This window comes from Nostoc sp., from assembly GCF_036917095.1.
Taxonomy (GTDB): domain Bacteria; phylum Cyanobacteriota; class Cyanobacteriia; order Cyanobacteriales; family Nostocaceae; genus Nostoc.
Window position 1 is genome coordinate 221,884 of sequence record NZ_JBALFH010000015.1, and the last position, 14,281, is coordinate 236,164.

Annotated in this window: 14 protein-coding genes; 10 read left to right on the plus strand and 4 right to left on the minus strand. The window is 42.6% G+C overall.

Going from position 1 to position 14,281, the window contains the following annotated elements:
- The first annotated feature begins 139 nt into the window (after positions 1–139).
- The gene (locus tag V7L01_RS05075) at positions 140–664 is read left to right on the plus strand and encodes a DUF937 domain-containing protein (protein WP_335032511.1); all 525 of its coding nucleotides are present in this window, start codon (positions 140–142) and stop codon (positions 662–664) included.
- A 135-nt stretch (positions 665–799) separates the two neighbouring features.
- Complete coding sequence (locus tag V7L01_RS05080; protein WP_335032513.1) at positions 800–1,348, plus strand: pyridoxamine 5'-phosphate oxidase family protein; 549 nt, start codon at positions 800–802, stop codon at positions 1,346–1,348.
- 111 nt (positions 1,349–1,459) lie between these two features.
- On the opposite strand, the gene V7L01_RS05085 is transcribed toward V7L01_RS05080, so the two are convergent.
- The 3 genes from V7L01_RS05085 to V7L01_RS05095 all read right to left on the minus strand — a co-directional run bounded on the left by V7L01_RS05085 (position 1,460) and on the right by V7L01_RS05095 (position 2,494).
- Positions 1,460–1,636, minus strand: coding sequence for a hypothetical protein (locus V7L01_RS05085; RefSeq protein ID WP_335032515.1), 177 nt, complete (start codon positions 1,634–1,636; stop codon positions 1,460–1,462).
- A 139-nt stretch (positions 1,637–1,775) separates the two neighbouring features.
- On the minus strand, positions 1,776–2,192 hold the full coding sequence (gene arfB, locus V7L01_RS05090) for an alternative ribosome rescue aminoacyl-tRNA hydrolase ArfB (RefSeq protein WP_335032517.1): 417 nt from the start codon (positions 2,190–2,192) through the stop codon (positions 1,776–1,778).
- A 47-nt stretch (positions 2,193–2,239) separates the two neighbouring features.
- Complete coding sequence (locus V7L01_RS05095) at positions 2,240–2,494, minus strand: RNA-binding S4 domain-containing protein (protein ID WP_335032519.1); 255 nt, start codon at positions 2,492–2,494, stop codon at positions 2,240–2,242.
- Positions 2,495–2,747: 253 nt separating this feature from the next.
- On the opposite strand from V7L01_RS05095, the gene V7L01_RS05100 reads away from it, so the two are divergent.
- The 6 genes from V7L01_RS05100 to V7L01_RS05125 all read left to right on the plus strand — a co-directional run bounded on the left by V7L01_RS05100 (position 2,748) and on the right by V7L01_RS05125 (position 12,395).
- On the plus strand, positions 2,748–2,885 hold the full coding sequence (locus V7L01_RS05100; RefSeq protein WP_335032521.1) for a hypothetical protein: 138 nt from the start codon (positions 2,748–2,750) through the stop codon (positions 2,883–2,885).
- Between the two features lie 21 nt (positions 2,886–2,906).
- Positions 2,907–5,519 carry a phosphoenolpyruvate synthase gene (ppsA, locus tag V7L01_RS05105; RefSeq protein ID WP_335032523.1) on the plus strand — a complete coding sequence of 871 codons (2,613 nt, stop codon included), beginning with the start codon at positions 2,907–2,909 and terminating at the stop codon, positions 5,517–5,519.
- A gap of 335 nt (positions 5,520–5,854) precedes the next feature.
- Positions 5,855–9,163 (plus strand): protein DpdE, encoded by a 3,309-nt coding sequence (gene dpdE, locus V7L01_RS05110; protein WP_335032525.1) that lies wholly within the window; start codon positions 5,855–5,857, stop codon positions 9,161–9,163.
- Positions 9,164–9,671: 508 nt separating this feature from the next.
- A complete protein-coding gene (locus tag V7L01_RS05115; protein WP_335032527.1) occupies positions 9,672–10,763 on the plus strand; it encodes a DUF4350 domain-containing protein in 1,092 nt (363 codons plus the stop codon).
- Between the two features lie 53 nt (positions 10,764–10,816).
- A complete protein-coding gene (locus tag V7L01_RS05120) occupies positions 10,817–11,767 on the plus strand; it encodes an AAA family ATPase (RefSeq protein WP_335032529.1) in 951 nt (316 codons plus the stop codon).
- Between the two features lie 154 nt (positions 11,768–11,921).
- Complete coding sequence (locus V7L01_RS05125; protein WP_335032531.1) at positions 11,922–12,395, plus strand: hypothetical protein; 474 nt, start codon at positions 11,922–11,924, stop codon at positions 12,393–12,395.
- A 153-nt stretch (positions 12,396–12,548) separates the two neighbouring features.
- On the opposite strand, the gene V7L01_RS05130 is transcribed toward V7L01_RS05125, so the two are convergent.
- Positions 12,549–12,869: a hypothetical protein gene (locus V7L01_RS05130; RefSeq protein WP_335032533.1), complete on the minus strand. Its 321-nt coding sequence runs from the start codon at positions 12,867–12,869 to the stop codon at positions 12,549–12,551.
- An 80-nt stretch (positions 12,870–12,949) separates the two neighbouring features.
- Between V7L01_RS05130 and V7L01_RS05135 the strand changes: the two genes are divergently transcribed.
- Positions 12,950–13,429 (plus strand): YbjN domain-containing protein, encoded by a 480-nt coding sequence (locus V7L01_RS05135; RefSeq protein ID WP_335032535.1) that lies wholly within the window; start codon positions 12,950–12,952, stop codon positions 13,427–13,429.
- 158 nt (positions 13,430–13,587) lie between these two features.
- On the plus strand, positions 13,588–14,250 hold the full coding sequence (locus V7L01_RS05140; protein ID WP_335033162.1) for a lipoate--protein ligase family protein: 663 nt from the start codon (positions 13,588–13,590) through the stop codon (positions 14,248–14,250).
- Positions 14,251–14,281: the final 31 nt, after the last annotated feature.

Consider the following 14,281-nt stretch of genomic DNA (forward strand, 5'->3'; position numbering starts at 1 on the left):
AGTAGCTTTGGAAATTTTATTCGCTCATTATGAAGCTCGCGTGTTCTAATCTATTAGTAGACTGACAGAAGTCCGCCTACACAAAACACTTCAAGTCAGTTTTGGCAAGCTTTTCGAGAACAAAGGGAAAAACAAACTTATGGGACTTTTCGATCAAATTCTTGGTGCCGTCACTAATCCCAATCAACAGGGTAGCTTGGGTCAATTGGGAAGTATTGTTAACACTGTACAACAACTGAGCGATCGCACAGGCACAGACCCGTCTACCATCCAATCAGTTTTGTCAATTGTGGGTGGTCAAGTGCGTTCTGCTTTACAACAAAAGCAAGCCACAGATGGTAATGAAGCCACACAAACTCTAGTGAATCAATATGCTGGGACTTCACCTAACCCTCAAGCCGTCGATTCGCTGTTTTCTCCCCAGATACAACAGCAGGTAGCTCAGGTTGCTGCCCAGCGCACTGGATTGGATGCTGGTATAGTTCAACAATTGCTGCCTTTAGCAGTACCTTTGGTGCTGAATTTTTTGCAATCAGGTGCCAATGCTCAAAATCCCCAAGCTGACGGGAATCCTGTACTGAATTCCTTCTTGGATGCTGACGGCGATGGTGATGTCGATATCGCGGATGCCATCCAGATGGCTAGTCGGTATATGAGACAGTAATGGTTTTCCCCTACTCCCCACTCCCTTATGATGACCGACTTGTTGTCAGACATAGGTAATTAGACCTTGCTAGATATTTAACTAAGACATAGGCTGAAAACATAGAAAATTTGTAAATATAAATTCAGACAGTCTATGTCTAAATCTTTTGACTGTATCACTGACGAACTGCAAGACTTTATTGCAGCTCAACACCTTTTTTTTGTTGGCTCTGCACCCTTGAGTCCTACGGGTCATATTAACCTGTCTCCTAAAGGTTTAGGCTGCTTTCGCGTCCTCTCTCCCAACCGAGTAGGTTACGTAGACCTTACAGGCAGTGGTAACGAAACATCAGCCCATTTGCAAGAAAATGGGCGGATAACCTTCATGTTTTGCGCCTTTGAGGAACCCGCGTGTATCCTGCGTCTTTACGGTCAAGGAAAGACGATTTTACCGAGTTCTTCAGATTGGGACTCCCTGTACTCTTTATTTGTGCCGATGCCTGGAACTCGTCAAATTATCGTCGCTGACATTGATAAAATACTGACCGCCTGTGGTTTTGGCGTACCACTTTATGAATATCAAGGTCAGCGCCAGACTCTAGTAAACTGGGCTACTAAAAAAGGCGAAGAGGGAGTTCGAGAATATCAACAGAAGAAAAATGTCGTCAGCATTGACGGTTTAGCCACACCACTAAGTAATTGATCGTGATTGATTTATTAAGGGAGCCGCCAAAGCGATCGCACCTTGCAAGCGGCTTTTTCGTGTAACATCACAATAGTTGTGAAATCTCTATCTTCATTTGGAATTTTGCTTTTATGACCCTTTAGGATCGGTGTCACCACCAATTATTACTTGGAACAAGTTTCCTAGTAAAGAGAAAAACGCCGAAACTAAGACTATCAGCATTAAACTAGCAAGGCCAGCAAAGGGAGAGATGATGAATAAGATTAACAGTGCAAGCATCAAAATCGTTAGTAATGTCTTATTCATCTTTTTTCACCTTTAATAGTTGCTCCTCTCAAGCTAACCAACTAAGTCATGAACTTGACCACAGCCTATAGAAGGAATTAGTTTTAGTTCTCTGGTAAGATTTTGCAACCAAATTGAGTGCCAAAGTCTAATTTATAAATCAATAATCTGTCACTTCTGCTCTGTTAGACTTAACCTGTCCGCGCTTAGTTTTGTAGTCAAGGCGCTTTCTTTGAGAACTGCGAGATGGTTTTGTGGGTTTGCGTTTTATCGTCACAACAACTGCGCTTTGAATGAGTTCTTGAAGTCGTTTCAAAGCTGACTCCCGATTGTTCTCTTGGCTTCGGTGTTCCTGCGCTTTGATTACAACAACTCCGTCCTGCGTGATGCGGCGATCGTTCAGCTTTAAAAGCTGTTCTTTATAATAATTGGGTAATGATGAAGCCGCAATATCGAAGCGCAAGTGAATCGCCGTGGAAACCTTATTCACATTCTGGCCTCCTGCTCCTTGCGAACGAATCGCGCTAATTTCAATCTCACTCTGCGGGATAATAACTTTGTTGGAAATTTGCAGCATTGCTTACAAAACAAAAGAGAAACTTTTCAATTTGCGATAAAAATCCTTTACTCGGTTTGTTCGGTAAAATCTATTACTACGTCTTGGTCTTCATTGTTGTCCAAATTTACCTCTAAAGTTTTTCCTTCTATTGTCACTTTATCACCTGGTACTAGTCGCCGCCCTCGTCGGGTTTCCAGCATACCGTTGACTTGGACTTCGCCACCTTGAATCATCAGCTTGGCTTGCCCTCCAGTTGGCACTATACCCATTAACTTTAAATATTGATTTAACTTAATTGTGTTGTCTCTGATTTTCTTCATAGTAAATAAAACTAGATCATCTTAATTGTATCGTGGCGTTATCAAGGCAAAGCGTGAATCTTTTGCACCACATAATCATCCAGGGCAAACGCATGTAAATTACTCTTGACCACGACCAAGATTAAAAATCAACGCTCATAATCAGTATTTCTCGCTTGGTCTAGTTTGCAGAACTCAAAGCGATTGCCTAAAATTTTAGCAATAAGCATAAGTTAATGAGATTGATTTAGGCTCTATTGACAATATACTGCTCTTGTTGACATTATGCAGCCGCCCTGGCATCCTAAAAACGCGATCGCCCAGCATAGCCGATCGCCGCATAACAACGCCCATGCACACCGACCGTCGAGAGTCGATCGGTTGTGATGCAGTCAAAATTACCAAAGTATGAATTGCCAAAGGAGGGAAACTAATGAGTTCATTTGTGCTTTGTTTTCAAGATATTGACAAAACACAACTCAAGGTTGTTGGGGGTAAAGGCGCAAACCTGGGGGAACTTTCCAAGATTGAAGGAATCCGCGTACCGGATGGCTTTTGTATTTCTACTGAAGCTTTTAAAAGAATCATTGAGGAAACGTCGTCGATTAACGAATTACTCGATCGCTTATCGCATCTATTGGTGGAAGATCGGCATAAAATCGGCGAACTTAGCGGTGAGATTCGCTCTTTCATCGAAGGGATAGCCATTCCTCAAGACATTAATGAAGAGATCGCCAGCCACCTCTCCAGTTTTGGAGAAAAAAATGCCTATGCAGTACGATCCAGCGCAACCGCAGAGGATTTACCAACGGCCTCTTTTGCAGGCCAGCAGGATACGTATTTGAACATTATCGGAACGGAGGCAATCTATCAGCATATCAGCAAGTGCTGGGCATCGCTATTTACCGAGAGGGCAGTAATTTACCGCCTTCAAAACGGCTTCGACCACCGTCAAGTCCACCTGTCTGTGGTTGTTCAGAAGATGGTCTTCCCGCAGGTGGCAGGAATTTTGTTTACTGCCGATCCCGTCACTTCTAATAGGAAAGTGTTATCCATTGATGCCAGCTTCGGACTTGGTGAGGCTATGGTCAGAGGCATTGTGAATGCTGATATCTATAAAGTGTGTAACGGCAAGGTTATCGATAAGAAAATATCCACCAAGAAATTGGCTATTTACGCCTTAAAAGATGGCGGTACGAAAGAACAGGAGATTGAGCCTTCTAGACAGAATAGGCAAGCGCTGACGGATGAGCAGATTTTACAGCTTGAGCGCATAGGCAGAAAGATCGAAGAACATTTTGGCCGCCCCCAGGACATCGAATGGTGTTTGGTTGATGATACATTTTATATTGTCCAGAGTCGGCCAATCACTACTTTATACCCGATTCCTGAAACGAGCGATCGCGAAAATCACGTCTATGTATCTGTCGGTCATCAACAAATGATGACTGACCCCATAAAACCATTGGGATTGTCTTTTTTCCTGTTAATGACCCATGCACCCATGCACACTGCTGGTGGAAGGTTGTTTGTTGATGTTACAGCGACGCTGGCTTCACCTGTCAGCAGAGAAACGGTATTAAACGTCACATTGGGAAAATCCGATCCGCTCATGAAAGACGCACTTACAACCATCCTAGAGCGGGGAGATTTTATAAAATCGTTACCCGACGATCGGAGTTCCAGCAAAAGCGGTAAAGGTCGATCGCCTGCGGATTTTCAAACCCTAAACGACTACGATCCGGCGATTGTTGCTGATTTGATTCAACAGAGTCAAACCTCGACCGACGCGTTAAAACAAACCATCCAAACAAAATCAGGAGCGGATCTGTTTGATTTTATCCTGGAAGATATCCAGCAATTAAAGAAGACCAACGCTGATTCACAGAGTTTTGGTGTGCTTATGACTGGGATGAATGCTTCCTCCTGGATCAATGAAAAAATGAACGAGTGGTTAGGCGAAAAAAACGCAGCGGATATACTTTCTCAATCAGCACCCAACAATATTACGTCGGAAATGGGTCTGGCACTATTGGATGTTGCGGATGCGATTCGTCTTTACCCGGAAGTCATTGAGTATTTGCAACAGGTAAAAGAGGATAACTTTCTAGGTGAATTGGTGAAGCTTGAGGGTGGACAGGAAGCCCAGAACGCGATCGCTACTTTTCTTCACAAATACGGAATGCGATGTGTTGGAGAAATCGATCTTACGAGAACTCGTTGGAGCGAAAACCCAACCACACTTGTTCCGATGATTCTCAGTAACATCAAAAATTTTGAGCCTGGTGAAAGCGAGCGTAAATTTGAGCAAGGGCAACGGTCAGCTTTAAAGAAAGAACAAGAGTTATTAGAGCGATTGAAGCAATTACCGGATGGCGAACAAAAGTCCGAAGAGACAAAACGAATGATCCGCCTAATTCGGAATTTCATCGGTTATCGTGAATATCCAAAATACGGCATAGTTAATCGCTACTTCGTTTATAAGAAAGCTTTACTCAAAGAAGCCGAACAACTCACACAAGCCAACGTTATTCATGAAAAAGAAGATATATACTATCTCACTTTTGAAGAACTTCGCTCAGTTGTACGCACAAATCAACTTGATTACCAGATTATCAGCAAACGAAAAGACGAGTACAAATTATTTGAAAAACTAACTCCCCCACGTGTTATCACGTCTGACGGTGAAATTATTGCAGGTCGGTACAAACGAGAAAATCTCCCTGCCGAAGCTATTGTAGGTCTGGCTGTTTCCTCTGGAGTTATAGAGGGACGAGCGCGTGTCATCTTAAACATGGAAGATGCCGATCTAGAAGATGGAGATATATTAGTCACCTCCTTTACTGACCCTAGCTGGACACCATTGTTTGTATCCATAAAAGGCCTAGTCACCGAAGTTGGTGGACTGATGACTCATGGAGCAGTTATCGCACGTGAATATGGCTTACCAGCAGTTGTCGGAGTGGAGAATGCTACCAAGCTGATCGAAGACGGACAGAGAATCCGGGTGAATGGAACAGAAGGGTATGTAGAAATCCTATATTAAAGCCAAAATTTCAAAATTGGATTTTAAATGTTTCCCCTGCCTAATCAACCTAAGTACAGTATTTCATTAATTCGTAGCGAATTAATTTGGTAATATCTTGCAATACCAATGCGTCTCGATGCATTTAAAAACTAGGACATCACAACGCACATCAAGCTTTGGACTGATTTTACTAGTTGGCGATGGTGGAGCGTAGACGTAGCCCGTCGTAGACATCGCCATAACAAAAACTGTGATGCCAGTTTATTATCTATAATGTTGATGACAAAACTGCCAGATATAGATGAACAAACTAGTCTGGAAGGTTCTTTTAGTGTGTTCAGGGGACTGGATCTATGATTAAGCTCGGTTTATTGGTACAGTCCCAGAATAACTATTTGGGTATCGGAAAAGTTACGGAAATATCTGATGCCAATGCAGTTGTTGAGTATTTCTGCTCTATAGGGCAACGTCTTCAAAAAACTTTACCTTTAAGTTCTCTCTCTCAAGTCAGGCTTGAACCCCAAGCTAGATGCTATATTAAGTCCCAAACGCAGGATAAATGGATAGTTGGCAGAGTTTTCATCTGGGATGAAGATACAGAAATGTATCAAATTGATTTACCAGATAAGAAAACTGCGATCGCTACTGAAGAAGACATTTACGTTCGTTGTAATCTCCCAAACACTGACCCCATCGAAACTCTGGCGATGAAGGGTCACGAAACCCCCTACTTCCACGACAAAAGATTGGCTTTCGTCAAATCCTTGATTAAGCAACGCGCTGTCAGTCGCGGGATGACAGGACTGATTTCGGCAAATATCAATCTTTATCCTCACCAAGTTGAAGTAGTGCGGCGGGTACTGGAAGACCCAATTCAACGCTACTTGCTAGCAGACGAGGTGGGACTGGGAAAAACCATCGAAGCGGGGGCGATTCTGCGTCAATTCCTTCTCGATGAACCGAAAAAAAATGCAGTGGTATTAGTTCCGCAATATTTGCTCAAACAATGGCGGCTTGAGTTAGAAAACAAGTTTTACATCTCCCATTTTGGCAAACGGGTAGCGGTGCTGGCGGTTGAAGATATTCATAAAATCAACCTGAAAGCGAAGATAGGCTGCTTAATTTTAGATGAAGCCCATCACATCGCAGCAATGGCGACCTCTAAGGATGCGGCAGTGCGCCAGCGTTTTCAGACTTGCAAAGAACTTGCTCATAAAAGCGATCGCTTGCTTTTATTATCCGCCACTCCTGTTCTCAATCACGAGCAAGATTTTCTGGCTATGTTGCACTTGCTCGACCCAGCAACCTATAAAATTGGCGATTTAGCAGGTTTTCGTGCCAAAGTTGAAAGCCGCCAGCAAATTGGTAAAGTTCTGCTTTCTTTTAAAGAAGATGCGGAACCTGCTGTCCTCAAAAGCAACTTGCAGCAACTGCGAAACCTCTTTGCTGAGGATGAGTATTTACTGAAGCTGGCGGATGATTTAGAAAATTTACCAGCAAATTCTACCGAGCAAGAGCAAATCCTCCAAGCGATTCGCGTCCACGTCAGCGATATCTATCGACTACACCGCCGAATGCTTCGCAACCGTCGCGCTGCGGTGGAAGATGTGATATTTGACCGCAATTTTACGCCCAAAGAAGAGTATGATTTGGACGAGCGATCGCTTGATATTCACGAACTGCTCAATCAATGGCGGAGTGTTGCTCCTCAAGACAAGCAATATCAGCAAATTTTTCTGTTGTTATTCCTAGCTGCTGGTACTTGGTTAGGCATTTTAGAGCAGGTAATTACCGCCCGGTTAACAGGTAAGCCTCATGCTAAACTCATCCAGGAGTTTAAAGAAGATGATATTCGCCTATTAACTACAACCCCCAAATTCTCAGGCGAAGAAGAGATTCTGCAATCCTTCCTAAAAATTATTCGTCAACCTCAAGAGGACGGACAACGGACGGAAAGTTTGAAAACACTGCTGCTGAATCAGTTAGGTACATACTTCAAAATTCCCGCAAACGTTCGGAAGAATCAAAAGGAATTCATCACCAGGATACAGCAGAGAATTAAAAGACCAATTACTGGCGATATTCTGCCCAAATTTGTTGTATTTACCAGTTTTGTGCAAACTTGTGGCGAAATCGTCCGGTATTTATCTGATAGCTTTGGTGCAGAGACAGTAGCCAGCCATCAATTTGGAGAACCACCAGATAAAGTTGAGGAAGGCTTAAATAGGTTCAAGAATAACCCAAACTGCTTTATTTTAGTATGCGATCGCTCTGGAGAAGAAGGGCGTAATCTCCAGTTTGCCGATTGGTTAATTCATTTTGACCTGCCTTGGTCGCCTAATCAATTAGAGCAGAGAATTGGCAGGCTTGACCGCATTGGCAGCAAAATTGGCATCCAATCTAGTGCCTTGATTGGCCCCTATTTGGAAGATAGCCCTCACAATGCTTGGTATAAAGTATTAAAAGATGGGTTTGGTATTTTTCAACAATCAATTGCCAGCCTCCAATTTTATGTAGATGAGAAACTTGCAGAATTAGAAACAGTTTTGTTTCAATCGAGTGCTGCTGGATTGCTAGAGATGATTCCACCAATTCAAGAGCAAATTGAAGCTGAAATAGCAAAAATTAGCGAACAAAATGCTCTAGATGAAATTGACGCTAGCGATGAAATTGCCACCGAGTATTTTCAAGAGCTAGATAATTACGATGCTTGTCATCTAGAAATGAAACGAGCAATTGAAGGCTGGATTTGCGACGCTCTGGGATTCAGAGGACTGAATAACCCAGATTCATCAGAGATGCGGCGTTATCAACCCTCAACGCGGACATTAGTTCCCATAAATGACTTAAAAAACCGTTTTGCTGAGAGTTCCCTAGACCAATTTGGTACTTATAATCGCAGGGTAGCAAACCAGAATGCTGGGATTAAACTCTATCGAGTTGGTGAAGGATTTGTTGAAGCACTCTGGAACTATATAAACTGGGATGACAGAGGTGAAGCCTTTGCGATGTGGCGCACTGATGCATCTTGGGACTCTAAAGAAGGGAAGGAGTGGTTCGGTTTCCAATGCAATTATGTAGTCGAGGCAAATTTAAGAATTGCCAAACAAGTTTTACTAGATAACAAACTAGATAATTCTCAATTCAAAAACTTACAGCGGCGTGTTGATGCTTTATTTCCGCCAATTATAGAAACTATCTATGTTGATGGTCGTAAGGAGCCAATACGCGTTGTTGAAGATAAAGCCCTCTTAAGTATTCTGCAACGTCCATATAAAGATAAAAACAATAATCAAGGACGAGATTACAATCTGGCAAAAGAGCGCTTAGGAATTATTGACGATTTTGTTGACCCTAGTAAATGGCAAAATTTCTGTTATCAAGTACGTAACACTTCTGCGGAATTACTCTCTAATCGTCCCGATTTTATTGACTTATGCCAAAGTTGTGCTAAGGTTGCCGAAAAGAAATTAGCTAATAGAGTAGAACAATTTCGCCTGCGTCTGAACCAGCAAAGTTGGGATAATGCCTTAGCTGAAGAATTGAAGATAGAAACTGCTTTAAATGCAGCCATTCTTGAGGGAATTCGCCAGCCCCAGATTAGGCTTGATTCTGTCGGTTTCATTATTGTATCGGGGCGATCGCTTGTGCAATTTGAGTGATATTATCTGCGGTTAAATAGCCTTAGTCACTGTACTCACCGCGCCTCAATATGGTTCGGTTAAGGCAAGAGACGCGATAAATCGCCGTCTCTACAAAGGACTGATTATTGTAAAGACGACGATTTATCGCGTCTTTGCCATCTAGGGTGTGTCATCAAAAAACCTTATCCGAACCGTATTGAACCCCGCCCTGTCTCAGGGGTGGGGTTTTTTAGGACTTCCAATTCAATAATTTTCACTGCTGTTGCAACGCCATTTTATGAGCGGATTTTTTCACCAAGTGCAGTAGCGCGATCGCGTATACTTTGATCCAGCGCTTTGCAAACCTACCGCCACGCGCCAATCGTTAGGATTGTAATGTGCATAATTCAAATCACTTGTATGGTTTATTACCACAGGTGTTTTAATGCAGGATTTAATAAAATTAATGATATTTTTGACTTTACCTGAAAAATAAGTAAGTATTAGCACTAGCGATCCAGAAACGAAGTGATTATAGCGATCAAAAATGAAACGTTCAAATCGCCTTGCTTGGATGGGAGCGATCGCACTCGCTGCGATCGTTTTACTGAGTTTGTTTGCGGCTCCCAATAATACTAAAATTAGCACTGGCTCTACTTATAACCGCGCCTCTGATGGCTATGGTGCTTGGTATGCTTTTATGCAACAGCAGGGCATTTCTATCAAGCGCTGGCAAAAGCCTTTTAGTGACATTCAGCCAGATAACAAGCCAGTTACCTTCTTACAGGTAAGCAGCTATCCAAGGGAGACGACACTGGATAGTCAAGAGCGTGAATGGGTAGAAAAAGGGAATACTTTGGTAATTTTGGGTGCGGGAGCGCGGGTTACAGAAGCGGAGTTTAGCACTATGCAAAAATCCCCCCAAGGTGATATAAAAATTGATACACGTAGACGATATCAGAAAGCTAACTCTCAGCAAGTTGATTTAGGCGATCGCTTTGGTGCTGTTGTCTGGGAAAAAAATTACAAAAAGGGAAAGGTAATTTTTTCTACCACTCCTTATTTAGCCGCCAACGCCTACCAAGATTACTTAAATAATTTCAAGTATTTAGCCAATTTGGTTACCGAAAAAGGTAACACAGTATTTGTCGATGAATACATCCACGGCTATAAAGATGCCGATGTCAGGAAGAAAGAAAGTGAAGGAGATTTATCTAGTTTTTTTGCTAAAACTCCTTTATTTCCAATATTAGTGCAGGTAAGTATCCTGCTATTGGTGCTAATTTGGGCGCAGAATCGCCGCTTTGGCAAGCCAGTAGCTTTAGATACACCAGTTGTAGATAACAGCGAGGCATACATCCAAGCTTTAGCGGGAGTGTTGCAGAAAGCTGATACCACCGACTTTGTTGTAGAGATGGTGGGTAAACAAGAACAACTACAACTCCAAAAAGCCTTGGGATTAGGGCAAGTACTTTTAGAACCTCAAGCCTTGATCGATTTCTGGGTAGAAAAAACAGGCGCAAGTGCAGCAGAACTAGATGCAGTTTTAAAGTTACAATCTCGCAAACAACCCATCAGCGAACGAGAACTGTTAAGCTGGTTGGGGAAATGGCAAAACATTAGATTAATTCGTAATTAATTTTTAGAATTATGCATAATATTTATGCGTTAGTTATTTATCAATAAAAAAATATGAGCGAAACTCATCCTATCTTAATTCGCCTTGGTCAAGGTCTTAATCAAGTAATTGTCGGACAATCTAGCCTCATCCAACAACTTTTAGTAGCACTGCTAGCGGGTGGACACGTAATTTTGGAAGGTGTACCGGGAACTGGTAAAACTCTTTTAGTAAAAGTGTTAGCGCAGTTAATCCAAGGAGAGTTTCGCCGGATTCAACTAACACCAGATGTTTTACCTTCAGATATTACTGGTACAAATATTTTTGACTTGAATAGCCGCAATTTCACTTTAAAAAAAGGGCCAATATTTACTGAAGTGCTGCTAGCAGACGAAATCAATCGTACTCCTCCCAAAACACAAGCGGCGCTGCTGGAAGCGATGGAAGAGATGCAGGTAACGCTGGATGGTGAAAGTTTGCCCTTGCCAGATTTATTTTGGGTGATTGCAACCCAAAATCCCCTGGAATTTGAGGGTACTTATCCCTTACCAGAGGCGCAGCTGGACAGATTTTTATTTAAGCTGGTGGTAGATTACCCAGATCGAGATGCTGAAAAGCAAATGTTACTTAATCGTCAGGCGGGTTTTGCAGCACGGCGTATGGATATTAGCCGTTTGAAACCAATCGCAACAGTAGCCGACATTTTGCAAGCACGACAAGCAGTCAAAGAAGTAAAAGTATCAGAAGCGATCGTTGATTATTTGTTGGCGTTGGTGAGAATATCGCGTCAATCTCCTGATTTAACTTTGGGTGCATCGCCTCGCGCCGCCGGTGCTTGGTTGCAGACATCTCAAGCATTAGCGTGGTTAGGTGGAAGAGATTTTGTCACGCCAGATGATGTCAAAGCAGTTGCATCGCCACTGTTACGTCATCGCCTGATTTTGAAACCAGAAGCAATGCTGGATGGTTTACAAATGGATGCGGTAATTGCGTCGGTAATTAATCAAGTACCAGTTCCCAGGTGAAAAAATTCCTTTAAGTAATCTAAGTCAAAAACACAGTTGCAAGAATCTAAACTTATAAACTTTTTCTTTATCTGTCTTAAGTGTCTTAACTGTCCTTGTGTTAATTTTTTAACCGTGATAGCTTACTCAAAGCTTCAAATTGATAGATAGAAATATGACGGAAAAAATCACGGGAATTATCACTAAAATCGCACAAAGATTAATGGTAGTCCTCGTTTCACTGTTTATAAGTGGAATGATGCTCTTATCATCTCCTGCGATCGCTGCCACAATAACAACCCTGAATCCAGGTAATTTTGAAACTGAAGTTATAAAATCAAGTAAACCAACTGTGGTGATTCTGACCTCCTCTATAGTGGTAGACGATAATCCAAATGCCTTAGAAGAAACAAAGAAAAAAGCTGAATCATTTTTTGGCGATAAATATAAAATTGCTGTGGGTATCGCTGAACAAAATAGAGAAGCTTATTCTAGATCGCCACTACCATTAATATTCCCACCCGTATCCACAGTTTCGATTTATGAAAAAGGTGACTCAAACACAAGAGGCGCATTTTTTCCAATAGGAAGCGACCCCACAAGAGCTTTTGAATCAGCAAAAGACCAGTTTGAAAATCCAGATAATTAGTAGGGCTGTTTAATCCCGACTTTACTTGCCCCCACCCCAGGGCTATTTCATTCTCATCTAGCCCACCTCAGAATAAATTCTGAGGCTAATAGCACTCATTCGTCTAAAGACGACTAGAAAGGCTTTTAGTCCACTAAGCGTGGACTTGGGCTATTAGCCCGGAACTAAAGTTCCGGGCGGTTTATGTCTAGAACGAAATAGCCCTGGCCCCCACCCCGACCACACACCTACCCATAGTCCCCAGGAGCGATCGCATTTAATCAGAGTGCGATCGCTCCTGGGGTTTTGGGATTTGTAGGGAGCGGTGCGATCGCGCTTTGTATAACTAACTGCACGCGATAATGTTTCTTCGGAGGATGTCGTTTCAGCAGTGTAATACGCCTCTTTAACCCCAATATGGTGATAGTCATATAACCCGACATCCAAAAACGCGATCGCACCCCCACACTTTGGACATTTAGAAAGTAGAGGCAAATGGAAGCCAAACTAACTGCGTCCACAAGTTATAAAGTATGTGTAGATAAGACAGCAAGGATGTTGAGGAAAAAATCTGTATGACAAGCTACCAAGAAAGTATAACTAGTAACGAATCCATTAATGAGCTAATCGCCGAGACGTCAAGCATCAACCATCTAGAGGTAATTGAAAATGTCATTGACTCTTTGGAACAAGACGACAGTGCGATGGTTAAGCGCACTCCAGAGGGTGGTTATCTCTGGAAGTTTAAGTATGGAAGCGTGGAAGTATTTGTCCAACTCAACGGGACAACCGATGAAGACACCATAACGGTTTGGTCTACGGTGCTAAATTTACCTGCCAAAGATGAACCTAAATTGATGCGGTATCTTTTGGAGTTAAACTGCTCTAGTACTTTTGAAGCGCGTTTTGGTATTATTGAAAACCAAGTTGTTGTGATCTCAACACGCACTTTAGCGGAGTTATCTCCTGGCGAAGTGTCTCGGCTCATTACCATTGTAGCAACGATCGCTGATAATAACGATGAAGCTTTACAAACTGAATTTGGTGCAACTTGACTAATCGTTTCGCTTCAGTTAGGAGTTATAAGTGCTGAGTTATGTAAACTTTTTAATTCATAACTCCTAACTTCTAACTCCCAACTCCTAATTCCCAACTCTTGAATTCTAAAGTGTGGCGACTAATTCCTTTGCTAGAGGCAGATGGCAATGTGCAAATGGCGATTGACCGCTGGTTGCTAGAACAGCACCAGTTGGGACATCCGCCAACTCTGCGCTTTTATACCTGGTCGCCACCTGCCATTTCTCTCGGCTATCATCAACGCCAATATCCTGAATATTGGCAACATTTAACTTGGCAAGGGCAAAAACTAGATTTAGTGCGGCGTCCTACCGGTGGGCGAGCTGTGCTACATCAAGGTGATTTAACTTACGCTGTAGTCACATCTGGACTGATGGGTAGTCGCCTCCAGGTGTACGAAAAAATTTGTGAGTTTTTGATTCAAGGGTGGCGATCGCTCGGCGTAGAATTACATTACGGTACAGAAGGGCGAGGTTACATCCACAACCCTAACTGTTTTGGCACAGCAACTAGTGCAGATTTAGTTTTGCCAGATGGAGTCAAACTCATTGGTAGCGCTCAATTGCGACGTAGCGGGGCAATTTTACAACATGGTTCCATCCGTTTGCAACCCGACGCTGAACTGTTCGATCGAGTATTTGGTGCAGAGTTTTTTACGACTGTACAACTGTCTCAAAGTCTGAGTGTGGAAAAGATTATTCCAGCTTTAGTTGCCGCAGCTAGTGATTGTTTTGATATGCAAATAGAGTTGAAACCACTCTTGCAATCTGAGTGGGAGGAAATTTTGGCACAACTCTAGCAACATAGGCTGCGTTAGGAACAGCGTAACG